18 protein-coding genes are annotated in these 18,165 nt (G+C 61.1%); 13 read left to right on the top strand and 5 right to left on the bottom strand.

All coding sequences use genetic code 11. The features are described from left to right. Positions 1–114: 114 nt before the first annotated feature. Complete coding sequence (sohB, locus tag ACA057_RS12625) at positions 115–1,137, bottom strand: protease SohB (protein ID WP_497348764.1); 1,023 nt, start codon at positions 1,135–1,137, stop codon at positions 115–117. A 204-nt stretch (positions 1,138–1,341) separates the two neighbouring features. Here sohB and ACA057_RS12620 point away from each other — a divergent pair, with 204 nt between their 5' ends. The 6 genes from ACA057_RS12620 to ACA057_RS12595 all read left to right on the top strand — a co-directional run bounded on the left by ACA057_RS12620 (position 1,342) and on the right by ACA057_RS12595 (position 7,928). Then, positions 1,342–2,052 carry a histidine phosphatase family protein gene (locus ACA057_RS12620; RefSeq protein ID WP_497348762.1) on the top strand — a complete coding sequence of 237 codons (711 nt, stop codon included), beginning with the start codon at positions 1,342–1,344 and terminating at the stop codon, positions 2,050–2,052. A 64-nt stretch (positions 2,053–2,116) separates the two neighbouring features. Beyond that, on the top strand, positions 2,117–2,431 hold the full coding sequence (locus tag ACA057_RS12615) for an SCP2 sterol-binding domain-containing protein (RefSeq protein ID WP_007946492.1): 315 nt from the start codon (positions 2,117–2,119) through the stop codon (positions 2,429–2,431). Positions 2,432–2,736: 305 nt separating this feature from the next. Further along, positions 2,737–4,584 carry an amidohydrolase gene (locus ACA057_RS12610; RefSeq protein WP_497349884.1) on the top strand — a complete coding sequence of 616 codons (1,848 nt, stop codon included), beginning with the start codon at positions 2,737–2,739 and terminating at the stop codon, positions 4,582–4,584. A 143-nt stretch (positions 4,585–4,727) separates the two neighbouring features. Next, a complete protein-coding gene (locus ACA057_RS12605) occupies positions 4,728–5,591 on the top strand; it encodes a LysR family transcriptional regulator (protein ID WP_497348760.1) in 864 nt (287 codons plus the stop codon). A 106-nt stretch (positions 5,592–5,697) separates the two neighbouring features. Continuing rightward, on the top strand, positions 5,698–6,843 hold the full coding sequence (locus ACA057_RS12600; RefSeq protein ID WP_497348758.1) for a sterol desaturase/SRPBCC family protein: 1,146 nt from the start codon (positions 5,698–5,700) through the stop codon (positions 6,841–6,843). After that, positions 6,840–7,928: an SMP-30/gluconolactonase/LRE family protein gene (locus tag ACA057_RS12595; RefSeq protein ID WP_497348756.1), complete on the top strand. Its 1,089-nt coding sequence runs from the start codon at positions 6,840–6,842 to the stop codon at positions 7,926–7,928. The genes ACA057_RS12600 and ACA057_RS12595 overlap by 4 nt, the downstream gene beginning before the upstream one ends. Before the next feature lie 125 nt (positions 7,929–8,053). Here ACA057_RS12595 and ACA057_RS12590 read toward each other — a convergent pair whose 3' ends face one another. After that, positions 8,054–8,311 (bottom strand): hypothetical protein, encoded by a 258-nt coding sequence (locus ACA057_RS12590; protein WP_497348754.1) that lies wholly within the window; start codon positions 8,309–8,311, stop codon positions 8,054–8,056. A gap of 110 nt (positions 8,312–8,421) precedes the next feature. Next, positions 8,422–8,664 (bottom strand): DUF465 domain-containing protein, encoded by a 243-nt coding sequence (locus ACA057_RS12585; RefSeq protein ID WP_497348752.1) that lies wholly within the window; start codon positions 8,662–8,664, stop codon positions 8,422–8,424. Positions 8,665–8,881: 217 nt separating this feature from the next. On the opposite strand from ACA057_RS12585, the gene ACA057_RS12580 reads away from it, so the two are divergent. Continuing rightward, complete coding sequence (locus ACA057_RS12580) at positions 8,882–9,403, top strand: DUF4142 domain-containing protein (RefSeq protein ID WP_497348750.1); 522 nt, start codon at positions 8,882–8,884, stop codon at positions 9,401–9,403. A 149-nt stretch (positions 9,404–9,552) separates the two neighbouring features. Here ACA057_RS12580 and ACA057_RS12575 read toward each other — a convergent pair whose 3' ends face one another. Beyond that, a complete protein-coding gene (locus tag ACA057_RS12575; RefSeq protein WP_497350068.1) occupies positions 9,553–9,738 on the bottom strand; it encodes a hypothetical protein in 186 nt (61 codons plus the stop codon). Positions 9,739–10,005: 267 nt separating this feature from the next. Here ACA057_RS12575 and ACA057_RS12570 point away from each other — a divergent pair, with 267 nt between their 5' ends. From ACA057_RS12570 to ACA057_RS12545, 6 genes are read left to right on the top strand one after another with little or no spacing between them, the layout of a single operon-like run. Further along, on the top strand, positions 10,006–10,857 hold the full coding sequence (locus tag ACA057_RS12570; RefSeq protein ID WP_497348748.1) for an STAS domain-containing protein: 852 nt from the start codon (positions 10,006–10,008) through the stop codon (positions 10,855–10,857). Positions 10,858–10,861: 4 nt separating this feature from the next. Continuing rightward, positions 10,862–11,224 carry an STAS domain-containing protein gene (locus ACA057_RS12565; RefSeq protein ID WP_401360912.1) on the top strand — a complete coding sequence of 121 codons (363 nt, stop codon included), beginning with the start codon at positions 10,862–10,864 and terminating at the stop codon, positions 11,222–11,224. Continuing rightward, positions 11,221–11,625 carry an anti-sigma regulatory factor gene (locus ACA057_RS12560; protein WP_059405964.1) on the top strand — a complete coding sequence of 135 codons (405 nt, stop codon included), beginning with the start codon at positions 11,221–11,223 and terminating at the stop codon, positions 11,623–11,625. The genes ACA057_RS12565 and ACA057_RS12560 overlap by 4 nt, the downstream gene beginning before the upstream one ends. Continuing rightward, positions 11,622–12,629, top strand: coding sequence for an ATP-binding protein (locus tag ACA057_RS12555; protein WP_497349882.1), 1,008 nt, complete (start codon positions 11,622–11,624; stop codon positions 12,627–12,629). The genes ACA057_RS12560 and ACA057_RS12555 overlap by 4 nt, the downstream gene beginning before the upstream one ends. Beyond that, positions 12,626–13,486 (top strand): sensor histidine kinase, encoded by an 861-nt coding sequence (locus tag ACA057_RS12550; protein WP_497348745.1) that lies wholly within the window; start codon positions 12,626–12,628, stop codon positions 13,484–13,486. Before ACA057_RS12555 ends, ACA057_RS12550 begins: the two co-directional genes overlap by 4 nt. Continuing rightward, positions 13,476–15,419, top strand: coding sequence for a PAS domain-containing hybrid sensor histidine kinase/response regulator (locus tag ACA057_RS12545; protein ID WP_497348743.1), 1,944 nt, complete (start codon positions 13,476–13,478; stop codon positions 15,417–15,419). The genes ACA057_RS12550 and ACA057_RS12545 overlap by 11 nt, the downstream gene beginning before the upstream one ends. A 103-nt stretch (positions 15,420–15,522) precedes the next feature. Here the strand turns inward: ACA057_RS12545 and uvrA are convergent, their stop codons facing one another. Next, the gene (gene uvrA / locus ACA057_RS12540) at positions 15,523–18,147 is read right to left on the bottom strand and encodes an excinuclease ABC subunit UvrA (RefSeq protein ID WP_497348741.1); all 2,625 of its coding nucleotides are present in this window, start codon (positions 18,145–18,147) and stop codon (positions 15,523–15,525) included. Positions 18,148–18,165: the final 18 nt, after the last annotated feature.

Below are 18,165 nucleotides of genomic sequence, written 5' to 3'. Positions count from 1 at the left end.
CGATCAGAAAACCGGGATTCGAATCAACAATACAAACCTGAAAACTACATATATACCACCATAAAAAACGGGCCCTTCATGGCGAGACAATGAAAGGGCCCGTGTTGTTTTGTTTTACCAGAAACGTTGCTGGGTCAACCGGCTCCACCAGCTCAGCAATACTCGATCGACCGAACCGCTGGCCGCCATGCCGATGCGTTCCTGCAGGCTTTTGCGTTCGGCATAGTGCAGATGATAGAGCTCGGACTGCTTGGCGCGTTCGGCCAAGTATTCGTCGCTGGTCTTGAGTTCGTCCACCAGTTGCTTGTCCAGCGCCGCGATGCCGAGCCAGATTTCACCGGTGGCCACTTCGTCGATGGCCAGTTGCGGGCGATAACGGGACACAAAGTTCTTGAACAGTTGATGGGTGATGTCCAGGTCTTCCTGGAACTTCTCCCGGCCCTTCTCGGTGTTTTCGCCAAACACCGTCAGGGTGCGTTTGTATTCGCCGGCGGTCAGGACTTCGAAGTCGATGTCGTGCTTTTTCAGCAGGCGATTGACGTTGGGCAACTGCGCCACCACGCCGATCGAACCGAGAATCGCGAACGGTGCGCTGATGATCTTCTCGCCGATGCACGCCATCATGTAGCCGCCGCTGGCCGCGACCTTGTCGATGCACACAGTCAATGGCACGCCCGCCTCACGGATACGCGCCAGTTGCGAGGACGCCAGGCCGTAGCTGTGAACCATGCCGCCGCCGCTTTCCAGGCGCAGCACCACTTCATCCTTGGGCGTGGCGAGGGTCAGCAGCGCGGTGATTTCATGGCGCAGACTTTCAGTGGCCGAGGCCTTGATGTCGCCGTCGAAATCGAGCACGAACACCCGCGGTTTTGCCTCGGGTTTTTTCTTCTGTTTTTTCTCGGTTTTAACCTGGGACTTGCGCAGGGCCTTGAGCTGGTCCTTGTCGAGCAGGGTTTGCTCAAGGCGCTCACGCAGCCCTTTGTAGAAATCATTGAGTTTGCTGACTTGCAACTGGCCGGCCGTCTTGCGTCGGCCTTTGCTGCGCAAGGCCGCAAAACTGGCCAGGACCACCAGAATGGCGATCACCAGTGTTACGGTCTTGGCCAGAAAAACGGCATATTCGGCAAAAAACTCCACAGGGACTCCTTCAATACGATGCGCTGCATTAACGCGCGCGGGATTAGCACCAGCATACCCATGCGTCGGCCCGGCGGCCAGCCGTGAAACCTCTGGCAACAGGCCTGTAACGGGCATTTCAAACAAGCGTATGTTTTTTCATTGACAGCTCACCGCCATCCTCATAACCTCGCCGAACCTTCAACGTACCGGGATGACGCGGACGTGGGCAGTATCTATTTGATTCGACATGGCCAGGCCTCCTTTGGTGCAGACGACTATGACGTCCTGTCGCCGACCGGTATTCGCCAGGCAGAAGTACTCGGCCAACACCTGGCCGGGCTCGGCATCAGCTTCGATCGCTGCCTCTCGGGCGACCTGCGCCGGCAGCAGCATACGGCCAACAGCGCGCTGGAACAGTTCGCGACCGTGGGCCTGCCGGTTCCGGCACTGGAAATCGATTCCGCCTTCAACGAGTTCGACGCCGACGCGGTGATCCGCGCGCTGCTGCCGGCCATGTTGGCGGACGAGCCCGAGGCGCTGGACATCCTGCGCAACGCCGCGCAAAACCGCGCTGAGTTCCAGCGCATCTTCGCCCTGATCATCGAACGCTGGCTCGCCGGCACCTTTGACACACCGGGCCTGGAAAGCTGGCTGGGGTTTGTCGAGCGCGTGCAGGCCGGTCTGCAGCGAATCCTCGAACAGGCCGACAATACCCAGAAAATCGCCGTGTTCACTTCCGGTGGCACCATCACTGCCCTGCTCCACCTCATAACGCAAATGCCGGCCCGACAGGCATTTGAACTGAACTGGCAAATCGTCAACACCTCGCTCAACCAACTGAAGTTCCGTGGTCGCGAGGTGGCGCTGGCTTCCTTCAACAGTCATGTGCATCTGCAACTGTTGAAGGCCCCGGAACTCATCACGTTTCGCTGAGTCCGGACTATTGTGACCCTGGCTGTAATCACCCAGCTCTAATTACCCAAGAAAGGATCGAACCATGACCTCCGTAGCTGATGCCGTACAAGCAATGAAAGCCAAGTTCAACCCAGCCGCTGCTGCCGGTCTGGACCTGGTCTTCGGTTTCCGCATCGACGACACCAAGAACTTCTCGCTGATCGTCAAGGACAGCACCTGCGAGCTGCAAGAAGGCGAAAACCCGGACGCCCAGGTGACCCTGGTGATGGACGGCGAAACCCTGCAAGGCATCGTTGACGGTTCGACCGACGGCATGCAAGCGTTCATGGGCGGCAAACTGCGCGCCGAAGGCGACATGATGCTGGCGATGAAACTGTCCGAGCTGTTCCCAAGCTAAGACGGCGGCTCCCTGCTTGGGGAGCCTCTCTGGCTGCACACGAATCCCGCCCCTTGTGGCGGGATTTGTCGTTTTTCACCCCTGTAAAACGGCCTCCCACGGATTTGCCGTCTATATTCTTTCTGGCCGCCTGCGTCAGACACCGGCCGTTTGTCCTCGCTTTTTCATGAAGAGCCTTTGCGCGGAGCACTGCCATGAGCCCACCTGACGACCACGACGGTTTCAATCGCCGACGTGTACTGCAAGGCCTTACGGCAGGTGCCGTCGGCGCCTGGATCAGCCCGCTACTAGCAGGGAGTAAAACCATGCCCGATGCCCCGGCCGACCTCATTCTGTACAACGGACGCCTGCACACCGTCGATCGCAAGAAGCCCCAGGCCAGTGCTGTCGCGATCAAGGACGGACGCTTCGTGGTGGTCGGCAGCGATGCCCAGGCCATGGCCCTGCAAGGGCCGGGCACGAAAATCGTCGACCTGCACGGACGCACGGTGATTCCTGGGCTCAATGACTCGCACCTGCACCTGATCCGTGGTGGCCTGAACTACAACCTCGAACTGCGCTGGGAAGGCGTGCCGTCACTGGTCGATGCCTTGCGGATGCTCAAGGATCAAGCGGATCGCACCCCCACACCGCAATGGGTGCGGGTGGTCGGCGGCTGGAACGAGTTCCAGTTCGCCGAGAAACGCCTGCCCACGCTTGATGAACTGAACAAGGCTGCGCCGGACACTCCGGTGTTCGTCCTGCACCTCTACGACCGCGCCCTGCTCAACCGCGCCGCGCTGAAAGTGGTCGGTTATACCCGCGACACACCGAACCCGCCGGGCGGTGAAATCCAGCGCGATGCCAATGGCGACCCGACCGGCATGCTGATCGCCCGACCCAACGCGATGATCCTCTACTCGACCCTGGCCAAAGGGCCGAAACTGCCACTGGAATATCAGGTCAACTCGACGCGCCAGTTCATGCGCGAACTCAATCGCCTGGGAGTCACCAGCGCCATCGATGCCGGCGGCGGATACCAGAATTACCCGGACGACTATCAGGTCATCCAGCAACTGGCCAAAGACCAACAGCTCACGGTGCGCATCGCCTACAACCTGTTCACCCAGAAACCCAAGGAAGAGCTGACCGACTTCAAAAACTGGACCAGCACCTCCCGCTACGGTCAGGGCGACGACTTCCTGCGACACAACGGTGCCGGGGAAATGCTGGTGTTCTCGGCAGCAGACTTTGAAGACTTCCTCGAACCACGCCCCGACCTGCCGCAAACCATGGAGCAGGAACTGGAGCCCGTGGTGCGGCACCTGGTGGAACAACGCTGGCCGTTCCGCTTGCACGCGACGTACAACGAATCCATCAGCCGCATGCTTGACGTGTTCGAGAAGGTCAATCGCGACATTCCGTTCGACGGCTTGCCGTGGTTTTTCGACCATGCCGAAACCATCACTCCGCAGAACATCGAACGGGTCAAAGCCCTCGGTGGCGGCATTGCGATTCAGGATCGCATGGCGTTCCAGGGTGAATACTTCGTCGACCGTTACGGCGCCAAGGCCGCCGAGCACACACCACCGATTGCCCGGATGTTGGCCGAAGGAATCCCCGTTGGCGCCGGCACCGATGCCACGCGGGTCTCCAGTTACAACCCGTGGACGTCGATGTACTGGCTGGTCAGCGGCCGCACCGTGGGCGGCCTGGAGCTGTACCCGCAAGGCTTGAGCCGCGACACCGCGCTGGAATTGTTCACCCATGGCAGCGCCTGGTTTTCCTCGGAGCAAGGCAAGAAAGGCCAGATCAAAGTCGGGCAACTGGCGGATTTGATTGCGCTGTCGGCGGACTATTTCCACATCGAGGACGAAGCGGTCAAATGGATCGAATCGGTGCTGACCATTGTTGATGGCAAGATCGTCTACGGCGCCGTCGAGTTCGAAAAACTCGGGCCGCCTCCGATTCCCGTGGTGCCGGAATGGTCGCCGGTCACCACCGTACCGGGGCACTGGAAACCCTTGGCGCCGATAACGGCGCAGGTGCATCAGTGCGTCGGGGCGTGTGCGGTACATGCGCACAGTCACGAACGGGCGAGATTATCCTCGGCACCGGTCAGCGATTTCGCCGGTTTCTGGGGGGCGTTTGGTTGTTCGTGTTTCGCGTTTTGAACAGTGGGAGCAGTCGCTCCCACACTGAACTGCACATCCGACATTACCGCGACTCATAGCAGCTTTCGCCAGCTGCATGAGCCGGTCCTAGCGTATCCGTTTACAATGCCCGCACCTCCCGCACCTCCCGCACCGGCCTCTCCATGGACATCGAACTCGCCCGCACCTTTCTGGAAATCGTTCGTCACGGCAGCCTCGCCGCTGCCGCCGAAAAACTCCATGTCACCCAGACGGCGATCACCGCGCGCGTGCAGAAGCTCGAGAGCCAATTGGGCAGTACGCTGTTCGTGCGCAACCGCGCCGGTGCCCGCCTGACCCCGAACGGTGAAGCCTTTGTGGTCTACGCCAATCAACTGGTGCAGACCTGGGAAGCCGCGCGCCGGGACTTGCCGCTCCCCGAGGGTTACCACGACGTGCTGCACATCGGGGGCGAGGTCAGTTTGTGCAACCCGCTGATGCTCAGTTGGGCCGGGGCGCTGCGCGAGAAAATCACCAGCCACGCCCTGCGGATGGAAATCCGTGACGGCGAAAACCTCCTGCGCCAACTGGAACTGGGGGTGCTGGATGCGGCGCTGGTCTATCAGCCCGAATACTGGCCAGGCCTGCAAGTCGAACAGGTACTGGAAGAAAAACTCGTCCTCGTCCGCCTGGCCGGACGGCCCGATCCTTACGTGTACATCGATTGGGGCCCGGACTTCCGCCGCCAGCACGATGCCGCGTTGCCGGAAAAAGCCAAAGCCGCGTTGAGCTTCAACCTCGGCCCACTGGGCTTGCAGTACATTCTGGAAAACGGTGGCAGCGGCTACTTCCGCACCCGGGTGGTCCAGAGTTATCTTCAAAACGGCCTGCTGGAACAAGTGCCCAAGGCCCCGGAATTCAGTTACCCCACCTACCTGGTTTACTCCCGCGACCGCGACTCGGCGACCTTGCAGCAGGCCTTCGACCTGCTGCGCGAAGTCATCCGCTCCGACGATGACTGGTCGCAGCGCTGGAACCCGCTGACCTGAGTCCGGTTTGCACCGGAGCATGGCGTTTGTGGCCTTGAGGTTCGCCCAGCCAAAACGACGGGATCGGCTACTCTGCTGGTTATAACAATAATCACAGGTGACCGCAGTGAGGCAGACCACCGAATCATTTCGCAGCCGCTACCGCGCCGACATTCATCCGCTCTACAACCCCTGGCTGCACGGCGCCTTTGTGCTGCTGTTCGGGGTGCTGGCCATCGGCGGATTCTGGAGCACCGTGCATCAGGTCACGCCGCAAGAGTGGCTGGCCGTGCCGCTGACCTTGCTGGTTTTCAACTTCGGCGTGTACAGCGTGCACCGACACCTGGGGCACCACAAAAAAAGCTTCGCGCGGATGTTTTATGCCCGGCATGCCGGCGACCATCACAGTTTTTTCGCCCCCGGTCACATGACCTATGACAGCGCCCGCGACTGGCGGGTGATTCTGTTTCCAGCCTGGCTGATTGTGTTGCACACGGTGGTCATCACCCTGCCCCTCTGGTGGCTGCTCAAGCAGTTCGACGCCAATGTCGCCGGCCTGTTCGGTGGGTGCCTGGTCCTCGGCTACCTGGCTTATGAGGTGTTCCATGCGTGCGAACACTTGCCCCCCAGTAACCCGGTCACGCGCCTGCCGTGGATCCGCCAGATGCGTCGCCTGCACGAACTGCATCACCGCCGCGAGCTGATGCAGGAACGCAACTTCAACATCGTGTTTCCGCTGATGGACTATCTGTTCGGCACCCTCTACTGGGAGCCGGAACACTTCTCCCCGAACTCGACGAGTACGCCCATGACCCGCATGCAGCATCAGATCGACATTGCCGCCAACCCGATCGACGTGCTCGCCTACGCCAGCACCGTGACCCGTTGGCCGGAGTGGCATCCGTCGTCCCTCAAGGTCGAGGGCCAGCGGGGCCCACTGCATGCCGGGGTTCGGTTCGAAGAGGACATTCGGGCAGGCGGGCGCGAGGGGCACTTGAGCTGGATCGTCGACGAGTATTTGCCAGGACGGCGCTGGTGCGCTCGGGCCCGGGGCGATCATGGCCTGTCGCTGGTGGTGACTTACGAGTGCGAGGCTGACGGTGACGGCACACGGTTTGTCCGCACCCTGGAGTACCAATTCGGCGGCCTGGCGATGCGCATCGCCAATCGCCTGCTGCTCAAGCGGCGCATCGCGAATGAGTCGGCAGCCTCAATGCGAGCCCTGCGCGAGATGGCGCTTAAACACCTGGCCTCCACTGGAGCCACGGCGTGAGCCGAACCGTCAATTTTCGCCATGTCGTGCTGCTGGTGATCGTGGCCATCGGCGCCTACGTGTTGCTGATGCCGACCCAGGTGCAACCGGTGGCCTGGACGCCGCCACCGGCGCCCTCCCTCACCAGCGGACTCTACGCCGATAATCAGCGCCTCAAGGGTGTCGAACGCGTCGGGATTGCCGGTATTGAGGGGCCGGAGGCGTTGCTGCTGGAAGACAGCGCCCTGATCACCGGCCTGCATGACGGTCGGCTGATTCGTACCAGTCTCGATGGCAAAGTGACCAAGATCCTGGCCGATACCGGCGGCAGGCCGTTGGGCCTGGCCCGCCATCCCAATGGGTTGCTGGTGATCGCCGACGCGGTCAAAGGCTTGCTGTCGCTGGATGCCCAGGGCCGGTTGATTCCACTGACCACCGCCGCCAGCGGCGTGCCCTTCGGTTTCACCGACGACGTGGCCATCGACAAGTCCGGGCACTATGCCTATTTCAGCGATGCCTCCAGCCGATTCGGCTACGGCAAGGACGGCGAAGCGATCATCGAGCACGGTGGCGACGGCCGGTTGCTGCGCTACGACTTCCAGACCGGCAAAACAGCGGTGCTGCTGGATAAGCTGGAATTCGCCAACGGCGTGACCCTGGGACCGGACGACAGTTTTGTGCTGGTCAACGAAACCGGTGCCTACCGCATCAGCCGGTACTGGTTGAGCGGTCCGAAAGCCGGCACCCACGATCTGTTCATCGACAACTTGCCGGGACTGCCGGACAACCTGGCATTCAACGGCCGGGATCGCTTCTGGGTGGCGCTTTATGCCCCGCGCAACGCACTGCTCGATGCCACGGCGCCGCATCCCTTCGTGCGCAAGATGATTGCGCGGGCCATGAAAGTGCTGCCCAAACCGGTGGAGAAACGCGCGTTTGTCTTGGGGCTGGACCTTGAGGGCAAGGTCATTGCCAATTTGCAGGATGGGAGTAGCGACAATTATTCGCCGATTACCACGGTGCGCGAATACGGGGACTGGTTGTATTTCGGCTCGTTGAAGGCCGATCACATGGCGCGGTTGCCGCTAAGTACCGCGTTGCAATAACACCGCAGAACTCTGTAGGAGCAGAGCTTGCTCGCGAAAAGACCGTGTCAGCCGACAGAGATGTCGACTGAATGACCGCTTTCGCGAGCAAGCTCTGCTCCTACAGGGGTTTGCGTGAGGCTAACTCAGCGTGGGTCCAACTCGTTATCGCCTACCGCGTTATCCGTTTCTTCCCGCACGCGCTCCGGGTCCATCGCGGTGTCATCGTCGTCCAGCGGGATGGCACCTTCGTTATCCGGCAGTTCGTCGATGCCCGGTTCATCTTCGGGATTGGTCGTGGTACGGCCCGGACTCAAAGGTTCGGGGTGCGTGGGAATCGGGTCGTAACCGCCCTGTTCTTCGCTGGGGTATTTTTGTTTTCCGGGAATGATTGGATCAGACATGGGGCACCTCGCATGGAGCCGTCAATTCGGACTCTGATCATTCGAGGTGCCGGTATTTATCGCCGTTCCAATTATTGCGTCACCGACTGTCGGTGGCTGGACACGGCACGTCAGGACGACGCCTGGAGTTGCTGGACGATCTTGTCCTTAACCTGCACGCGCTTCTCTTTCAGCTTCCTCAGGGCGTCATCGCTGGGCGCATCCGATTGGGCGGTTTCAGCTTTTATTACCTCGGCGTCCGCTTGCGAATACTTGTTGATCAGTGAATCCAATAACGGATCCTTGGTGCGTTTTTGCTGGATTTCTTCCTTTGACAGTTTCAAGTCCTGATAAAGATCGTGTGGCACCGGCATGGAACACCTCCGTTTGTTGATCGGAGGCAAACGCGATCGATTGCGTTCACCAACTATCAGAATGGCCTTGGTTAGCCGGTTCTGTCGACCGCCTATCAGACCAGCGGTGTCCGTTCGTCGTCCTGCCATAACTGCGATTAAACCTTTGCCCGTCCGTCGGCATCCACAGGTTAACGATCACTTGATCGCCCATGAAAACCTGTGTGGAGAATAACCAATGGACGGATTTACCCTGCGCCACCTGACACTGGCCATCGCCTTGAGCACCAGCATGGGCATGGCCTGCGCGGCCACTTCCAATGACTTCGTCGATAAAGCGGCGGCAGGCGGCATCGCTGAAATTGAAACCAGCCGGCTCGCCCTGGAAAAAAGCAAATCGGCGGATATCAAGGAATTCGCCAACATGATGATCACTGACCACTCCAAGGCGAATGATGAGCTGGCGGCGATCGCGAAAAAGAATGACATCGAGGTGCCGGACAGCACCACGCTGGTCAAGCAGGCGAAAGAGAAAATCCTCGACATGCGCGATGAGTCCTTCGATGCGGCCTACGCCAATAACCAGGTGAAGGCTCACGAAGACACCATCGAGCTGTTCAAGAAAGAAGCCAATACCGTGACGGACGACAAGGTCAAAGGCGCCACGGAGCTCAAGGGGTTCGCGCAAAAAATGTTGCCGGGGCTGGAGAAGCACCTGGATATGGCGAAAAAACTCCAGGCGGCTCATCCGAGTAAGTAACGGCCACAAAAAAGGCCGCATTGATGGATGCTTTTAAAAATGTTGGGATCGGGGCATATCCGTTTCTGCGGTAATGGCGGAACCGTTAGTGGCCGTTACCGCAGAAATGGATATACACACCAATGGATGCTGCCTGTGTGCCCCTCAACCTAGCCACCATCGGTATCGATATCGGCATCCGTCTCATCACCAGGTTTCGGCCGATCCGGATGCGGCTTGAAACCCGGGCTGAACTCGTTGTCGTTATCGCTGTGGACGTTCTTTTGGTCGACCGCATTATCCGCGCTTTCCGGTTCGGCGGTTTTCGCGTCCTCCAGACTCCTTTCGTCTTTCATACGTACCTCGTTCGTCAGTGCAATGGCGCGGCTGAAGCAGTCGAGCCTTGTAGATTCGAAGCCATCGCGCAGGCAGGAGTTCCATTTGCAGAGCGTAAAAGATCAAGGTCGAAAGGTCGCAGCCTCCGGCAGCGCCTACTAGAGTCCATAGGCACCGGATGAAATAAAACTGGCCCAACAACCAACTATTTCATACGGCAAATGTCACTGATCTTACGTCGATCGAATTCTGGGGAATCGGCAAACACTTCCAAGGAGTCACGGCACATGGCGGCACTGCAAACCACTACACTCGATGCGATGAAAAAAAACCAGGCGCAACTGCTCGCCGAATGGACGACCAGCCTGGCAGCCAGCGGTGCTTCGCGTAACCTCAAGGAACAGGATCTGCAGCAACAGACGTCGGAATTTTTGCAACTGATCGTTTCCGGGCTGGAACGAGGCAACAGCCCGAACGTCGCGGCGCCCGGTTGGGATGAGATTCGCCAATTCCTCGAAAAGCTCTCCCACACCCGCGCCCTGCTCGGCCAGGACTCGCATCAAACCGCCAGCTTCATCTTCGCCCTGAAAGGCCCGCTGTTTTCCCTGCTGCAAAACCATTACCAGGACAATCCCGCGCTGCTCGCTGAACAACTCTGGGAAGTCTCCGAACTGCTCGACGCCCTGGGCATGCACACCATCCGCACCTTCCAGAAATCCCGCGAGGCGGTGATCAAGCGTCAGCAGGAAGAATTGCTGGAACTGTCGACCCCGGTGGTCAAGCTTTGGGATGGCGTACTGGCGTTGCCGATGATTGGCACCCTCGACTCACAACGCACCCAGGTGGTGATGGAATCGCTGTTGCAGCGGATCGTCGACACCGGTTCGGAAATCGCCATCATCGACATCACCGGCGTACCGACCGTCGACACCCTGGTGGCACAGCACCTGCTCAAAACCGTGACCGCAATTCGCCTGATGGGCGCCGATTGCATCATCAGCGGCGTGCGACCGCAGATCGCCCAGACCATCGTGCACCTGGGCCTGGACCTGCAAGGCGTGGTGACCAAGGCCAATCTGGCCGATGCCCTGAAACTGGCCCTGACCCGGCTGGGATTGTCCGTCAGCAAGGCGGACTGAGCCGATGGAGCGCATTCCGATTTTGCAAATGGGCGACTTCCTGCTGGTGACCATTCAGGTCGACATGCATGACCAGTTGGCCCTGACCCTGCAGGACGATTTGTCCGAGCGCATCAGCCGGACCTCGGCCCATGGAGTGCTGATCGACATCTCCGCCCTCGACATGGTCGATTCGTTCATTGGACGGATGATCGGCACCATTTCCGGCCTGTCGAAAATCATGGACGCCCAGACCGTGCTAGTGGGCATGCAGCCCGCCGTGGCCATCACGCTGGTGGAACTCGGCCTGACCCTGCCCGGCGTCAGCACCGCACTGAACGTCGAGCGCGGGATGAAACTGTTGCAGGCCCGAGTACGCGAACAATGACCGTGCGCAGCAGCGGCACTCACCCGATTCACATCGAGCAGGACGTGGTGCTGGCCCGGCAGCTGGCGCGCAAGCTCGCCCAGGAGTGCGGCATGCGCCTGATCGACCTGACCAAACTGGTGACCGCCGTCAGTGAACTGGCGCGCAACACCATGGTGTATGGCGGTGGTGGCGACATGGATTGGCAGATCCTCGACGAGAACGCGCGCACCGGCTTGCGCCTGATCTTTCGCGACGAAGGCCCCGGCATTCCCGACATCAAACTGGCAATGACCGATGGCTGGACCTCCGGCAGTGGCCTGGGGCTCGGCCTGACCGGCGCCAAGCGGCTGGTCGAAGAGTTCGAACTCGACACCGCGCCCGGCAAAGGCACTCGCATAACGATCACCCGATGGACGTGAACATTGGCGGTTCCGTCACGCAGGTGCTGCCGATCGAAGACACCAGCCAGATCGGCCATGCACGGCGCATTGCGCAAAAGCTCGCGGAACAACACGGCTTTGACGCCACCGATGCCGGACGTGTGGCGCTGGTGGCTACCGAACTGGCCAGCAACATTCTCAAGCATGCCACCAGCGGCGAATTGCACCTGAGAGTCTTGCCGCGCCCGTCGGGTTTCGGCATCGAAATGCTCGCCGTCGATCGCGCCAACGGCTTTGATTTGCAGGCGTGCCTGACCGATGGTTTTTCCACCGGCGGCACCCAGGGCATTGGCCTCGGGGCGGTGTCGCGCCAGACCGAAGTGTTCGATGTATACGCCGACTCGCGGGGCGCGGTGCTGCTGACAAGGTTGTATCCGCGCAGTGACAAGGCAGCGGATCGACGGATCGGTGTCAGCCAGCATTCGTTGCACAACGACCCGGCCTGCGGCGATGTCTGGCACCTGGCGTTTGACGGCCCGCGCATCAGCGCCTTGGTGATCGACGGCCTGGGCCATGGCGAAGAAGCCGAGCGTGCCGCCCGCGTCGGTGAAAAAACCTTTGCCCTGTCGCCATTCGACTCGCCATTGCTGTTGCTGGAGGACATTCATCAAGCGATGACCGGCACCCGCGGCGGTGCCCTGGCCATCGCGCAGTTCGACGGCGACCGCGATGCACTGCGATTCGTCGGTATCGGCAACATTGGCGCCTGCCTGATCGCCCCGGACAAATCCCGCGGCCTGGCCTCGCACCCCGGCATCGTCGGCGGACAATATAGAAAGGCACAACCCTTTGACTATGCTCAAGTGAACGGACAGCTATTGATCATGTACAGCGACGGCCTGCAGTCCCGTTGGAACCTGCACGATTACCCCGGCCTGGTGCACCGCCATCCCGCTGTGATTGCCGCCATACTGCACCGCGACTTCTGCCGTGGACGGGACGATGTCACGGTGTTGGTCATTGCTCTGGAGGCCCACCCATGAGTCAGGTGGACGAACAAGCCGCACTGATCGCGCAATTGCAGGGCGAAGCCAATGCCCTGCGCGAAGAGCTGGATGAAACCAATCAGGGCGTCCTGGCGTTGTACGCGGAGCTCGACACCCAGGCCGAACAGTTGCGCCAGGCCTCGGACCTGAAAAGCCGTTTCCTGTCGTACATGAGCCATGAGTTCCGCACGCCGCTGGGCTCGATCTTGAGCATCACCGGACTGCTGACCGATGAACTCGACGGCCCCTTGAGCCCCGAGCAGCACAAGCAAGTGGCCTTCGTCAGCGGTGCCGCGCGCGAGTTGAGCGACATGGTCGACGACCTGCTGGACCTGGCGAAGATCGAAGCCGGGCGCATCACCATTTCGCCGGCCTGGTTCGACATGCTCGATCTGTTCTCCGCCCTGCGCGGCATGTTTCGCCCGATTGTCGATGGCAGCGCCGTGGACCTGATTTTCGAAGAGCCGGCGGGCCTGCCAAGGCTCTACACCGACGACAAGAAACTCGCGCAGATCCTGCGCAACTTCATTTCCAACTCACTGAAGTTCACCACCCGTGGCGAAGTCCGCGTGTCGGCGCAGCTGGAAAACAGCACCCACGTGCGCTTCGCCGTCAGCGACACCGGAATAGGTATCGCCCCGGAGCTACATGGCGCATTGTTCGAGGACTTCTCTCAGGTCGACTCGCCGCTGCAAAAACGCCTGCGCGGCACCGGACTCGGGCTGTCCCTGTGCAAACGCTTCGCCGAATTGCTGGGCGGCGAAGTCGGGGTCCAGAGTACGCCGGGTTCCGGCTCGACCTTCTTCGTGATCATCCCGCTGGCCATTGCCATGGAACCCGCCGATGAAACGTGACATCCGTTTGCTGATCGTCGACGACAACGTTGCCACGCGCTACGCCTTGCGCCGACGCCTGGAACGCCATGGCTATGAAGTGCTCGAAGCCGGCACCGGCACCGAGGGCCTGGAGCTGATCGACAGCGTCAGCATCGATGCGCTGATCCTCGACGTCAACCTGCCGGACATGAGCGGTTTCGACATCGTGCGCAAACTGCGCTCCGAAAGTGCCACCGCCCTGCTGCCGGTGATTCACGTGTCGGCGGCCTCGATCCAGACCGGCGACATCATCACCGGGCTGGACGCTGGTGCCGATGCGTATCTGATTCACCCGGTCGACCCGGATGTGCTGCTGGCCACCCTGCGCACCTTGCTGCGGGTACGCGAAACCGAAAACGCCCTGCGTGAAAGCGAGGCGCGCTTCCGGGAGATTTTCGTCAACGTGTCGGCGCCGATCGCGGTGCTGGATGCCGACCTGAAGGTCCACGAATGCAACCATGCCTTCGCGCAGTTGATCCAGGACAATCGCGACCCGGACGCCCTGCGCGAGTGCTTTGCCGAAGATCAGGGTTCAATCATCGACGAATTGCGCCTGCGCCTGGCTTACGGCGAGCGCTGGAAAGGCACCCTGAGCATGAAGGTCCAGGGTGAGACTCGTGAAACCGAATGGCAGCTGTCGCCCTACCGCACCCCGGAATTGAGCCTGGTGTTCGTCGAGGACGTCACCGAACACCGTCACCGCGAACGCTCGCACCTGGCGCGGCTGGACGATGCCACCACGCAGTTGGCCAAGGAAGTCGCCGAACGCGTACGCACCGAGGCGCAGCTGTTGCAAGTGCAGAAGATGGATGCGCTGGGCAAGCTCACCGGCGGCATCGCCCATGATTTCAATAATTTGCTGACCGGCATCATCACCAGCCTTGAACTGATCCAGAAACGCATCGCCAATTCACGCACCGACAAGGTTCAGTTTTACGCCGAAGCGGCCTTGAACTCGGCGATGAGCGCCGCGTCCCTGACCCATCGCCTGCTGGCTTTCGCCCGTCAACAGCCGCTCGACACCCGGCCCGTGGACATCAACGAGCACGTGCGTTCCCTCGAGGAATTGCTGGTGCGCACCATTGGCGAACGCATTGCCTTGAAACTGGAATTGACCTCCAAGGCCGCGATCGCCCTGGTCGACCCGATCCAGCTCGAAAGTGCCGTGCTCAACCTGGTGATCAACGCGCGTGATGCTTTGCCCCACGGCGGCAACATCTGGGTCAGCACCTACGCCGCCTATTCCCACGGCGACCCCAATCTGGCCGATGGCGCGTATGTGGCGTTGTCGGTACGCGATGACGGCACCGGCATCGACCACAGCGTGATCGACAAGGTGTTCGACCCGTTCTTCACCACCAAACCCTTGGGGCAAGGCACGGGGTTGGGGTTGTCGACCATCTACGGCTTCGCCCGGCAATCGGGGGGTGATGCGCACATCCGCAGCATTGCCCGGCGTGGCACTGAAGTGACGATCATGTTGCCGGCCAGTTCCGACCTCACGGCCAGTGACGTCGAACCCGCCACCGTGGATTCCCAAGGGGCCGGCGAGCATGTGCTGATCGTCGAGGACATGCCGTCGGTGCGCATGTTCGTCGCTGAGGTGTTGGTGGATGCCGGTTACCGTTGCACGCAGGTGGGCGATATCGAAACGGCCCTTGAGCGTTTGCAGAATGATGAGTCCATTGATCTGTTGCTGACGGACGTCGGACTGCCCCGTATGAGTGGCCGCGAGTTGGCTGACGTGGCGCGGGGCTGGCGCGATAAGTTGCCGATTCTGTTCATGACCGGCTACACCGAAACCGCGATCAACCGCCAGGTGTTTCTGGGTGATGGGATGGAGATGCTGATCAAGCCGTTTCAGATCAGTGAACTGCTGGACAAGGTTCGACGCACGCTCGACGGCACCTGACCCATCGCCATCGCGGGCAAGCCCGCTCCCACAGGATCTGCGGTGTTCACACATCCTGTGGGAGCGGGCTTGCCCGCGATGAGGTCCGAAGAACACCCTGCATTCAAACCGAACCAAGCACCCTCGCCAAAAACGCTGCCGTGCGGCTCTTTTTGTTTTTCGCGACTTTCTGCGGCGTTCCACTCACGACAATCCTGCCGCCCTGATCCCCCGCCCCCGGTCCGATATCGATCACCCAGTCACTCTGCGCGACCACGCGCATTTCATGCTCGACGACGATCACCGTGTGCCCCGCCGTTACCAGCGTATTCAACTGTTCGAGCAAGCGGTCGACATCCCGTGGATGCAATCCGGTCGTCGGTTCGTCCAACACGTAAAGCGTCGCGCCACGCTGGTTGCGTTGCAGTTCGGTGGCCAATTTGATCCGCTGGGCTTCGCCGCCCGACAGCTCGGTCGCCGGCTGGCCGAGGCGCAAGTAGCCCAGGCCGATGTCGCGCAGCACCTCCAGCGAGCGGCGTATTCCCGCTTGCTCGCCGAACACCTCGACCGCTTCATCCACCGTCAGTTGCAACACCTGGGCGATGTTCAAACCTTGCCAGGTGATCGCCAGTGTCTCGGGGTTGTAGCGGGCGCCGTGGCAGGTCGGGCATGGCGCATAGACGCTGGGCATGAACAGCAACTCGACGCTGACAAAGCCCTCGCCTTCGCACGTCGGGCAACGGCCCTTGGCGACGTTGAAGGAGAACTGCCCGGCGTCATAACCCTCGGCCTGCGCCTGGGGTGTGGCGGCGTAGAGTTTGCGCACGTTATCGAACAGCCCGGTATAGGTCGCGAGGTTCGAGCGCGGTGTGCGGCCGATGGGTTTCTGATCGACTTGCACCAGGCGTTTGATCGACGCCAGCCCCGCCGTGACCTGGCCGCCACTGACTTGCGGCGCATCGTCTTCAAGGCTCAATTCTTCAGCCTCGCTGTCACTCGCCGAGCGCCCCAGATGCGCGCCCACCAGCTCCAGCAACGCCTGACTGACCAGGCTCGATTTACCCGAACCCGAAACTCCCGTCACCGCAGTAAAACACCCCAGCGGAAACTGGACGCTGAGGTTGTTCAGGTTATTGCGGGTGATGCCTTCCAGCCGCAACCAGTCCGACGCCTTGCGGCTGGCGCGGGGCTGGATGACCTGCTCGGCGAACAGATAGGCACGCGTCTGCGAATCGCTGACCTGCGCCAAACCTGACGGAGGTCCGCTGTAGAGGATCCGCCCGCCATGTTCGCCTGCCGCCGGCCCGACGTCGATCAGCCAATCGGCGCGGCGCATGGTTTCCAGGTCATGCTCGACCACGAACAGCGTGTTGCCAGCCGCCTTCAGCCGTTGCAGTGCTTCGAACAACGCTTCGCCGTCCGCCGGGTGCAGGCCGGCCGAGGGTTCATCCAGCACGTAGATCACGCCGAACAGTTGCGAACCTAATTGCGTCGCCAGGCGCAGACGCTGCAACTCGCCGGACGATAGCGTCGGTGTGCTGCGTTCCAGCGCCAGGTAACCGAGGCCCAGATCAGTCAGGGTGCTGACCCGCTCCAGCAAGTCCTGGGCGACGCGTTGCGCGGCCAGGCGTTTTTCCACCGACAGGTTCGGCGTGTGGCGCACATCCGGCGCGTTGGCGTGGCCACTGGCGCCGTGGGCCACGCGCTGTTCGCGGGCTTCGCGGGTCTGGGTGTGCGTCAACACCTCGCCGGCCTCATCGGCCTGTTCGAGGTAACTGTGGGCCGCCACCGGTTTCAGCACCTGCGCCACTTGCAGCAAGGGCATCTGCGACAGTTCGCCGATGTCGTAGCCGGCAAAGGTCACCGACAACGCTTCGCGTTTCAACCGTTTGCCATCGCACAACGGGCACGGGCTGCCGAGCATGAACTGCGAAACCCGCTTCTTCATCAGCGCGCTTTGCGAGTGCGTAAACGTGTGCAGGATGTAGCGCCGGGCGCCGGTGAAGGTGCCCTGGTAACTCGGTTCCATTTTGCGCTTGAGCGCGACTTTGGTTTCTTCAGGCGTGAGCCCGGCATACACCGGGACGGTCGGGGTTTCTTCGGTGAAGAGAATCCAGTCACGCTGCTTTTTCGGCAGATCGCGCCAGGGTTTATCGACGTCGTAACCCAGGGTCACCAGAATGTCGCGCAGGTTCTGTCCCTGCCACGCCGTGGGCCAGGAAGCGACGGCACGCTGGCGGATGGTCAGGCTCGGGTCCGGGACCATCAATGCTTCGGTGACTTCGTAGACCCGACCCAAGCCATGGCAGTCGGGGCACGCGCCCTGGGGCGTGTTGGGCGAGAAGTCTTCGGCGTACAGCATCGGCTGCCCCGGCGGGTAACTGCCGGCCCGGGAGTAGAGCATGCGGATCAGGCTCGACAACGTCGTCACGCTGCCCACCGAAGACCGCGTGCTCGGCGTGCCCCGCTGTTGCTGCAAGGCCACGGCGGGTGGCAAGCCTTCGATGGAGTCGACATCCGGCACGCCGACCTGATCGATCAGGCGCCGCGCATACGGCGCCACGGATTCGAAATAGCGACGTTGCGCCTCGGCGTAGAGGGTCGAGAACGCCAGCGACGACTTCCCCGAACCCGACACGCCAGTGAACACCACCAGAGCATCCCGGGGAATGTCGACATCGATGTTCTTGAGGTTGTGTTCCCGGGCGCCGCGCACCCTGACCATGCCGGAGGGAGGGTTGGAAGTCATGGGCCATGCCTTAATGAG

The sequence above is a fragment of the Pseudomonas sp. LBUM1661 genome (assembly GCF_059695925.1).
Note: the sequence above shows the minus strand (reverse complement) of the source record. Positions and strands in the feature narration are given on the sequence as shown.

Coding starts and splice junctions, on each gene's coding strand:
- ACA057_RS12615 (WP_007946492.1), top strand. CDS start 2,117: ATGACCTCCGTAGCTGATGCCGTACAAGCAATGAAAGCCAAGTTCAAC.
- ACA057_RS12610 (WP_497349884.1), top strand. CDS start 2,737: ATGCCCGATGCCCCGGCCGACCTCATTCTGTACAACGGACGCCTGCAC.
- ACA057_RS12605 (WP_497348760.1), top strand. CDS start 4,728: ATGGACATCGAACTCGCCCGCACCTTTCTGGAAATCGTTCGTCACGGC.
- ACA057_RS12590 (WP_497348754.1), bottom strand. CDS start 8,311: ATGTCTGATCCAATCATTCCCGGAAAACAAAAATACCCCAGCGAAGAA.
- ACA057_RS12585 (WP_497348752.1), bottom strand. CDS start 8,664: ATGCCGGTGCCACACGATCTTTATCAGGACTTGAAACTGTCAAAGGAA.
- ACA057_RS12580 (WP_497348750.1), top strand. CDS start 8,882: ATGGACGGATTTACCCTGCGCCACCTGACACTGGCCATCGCCTTGAGC.
- ACA057_RS12575 (WP_497350068.1), bottom strand. CDS start 9,738: ATGAAAGACGAAAGGAGTCTGGAGGACGCGAAAACCGCCGAACCGGAA.
- ACA057_RS12570 (WP_497348748.1), top strand. CDS start 10,006: ATGGCGGCACTGCAAACCACTACACTCGATGCGATGAAAAAAAACCAG.
- ACA057_RS12565 (WP_401360912.1), top strand. CDS start 10,862: ATGGAGCGCATTCCGATTTTGCAAATGGGCGACTTCCTGCTGGTGACC.
- ACA057_RS12560 (WP_059405964.1), top strand. CDS start 11,221: ATGACCGTGCGCAGCAGCGGCACTCACCCGATTCACATCGAGCAGGAC.
- ACA057_RS12550 (WP_497348745.1), top strand. CDS start 12,626: ATGAGTCAGGTGGACGAACAAGCCGCACTGATCGCGCAATTGCAGGGC.
- ACA057_RS12545 (WP_497348743.1), top strand. CDS start 13,476: ATGAAACGTGACATCCGTTTGCTGATCGTCGACGACAACGTTGCCACG.
- uvrA (WP_497348741.1), bottom strand. CDS start 18,147: ATGACTTCCAACCCTCCCTCCGGCATGGTCAGGGTGCGCGGCGCCCGG.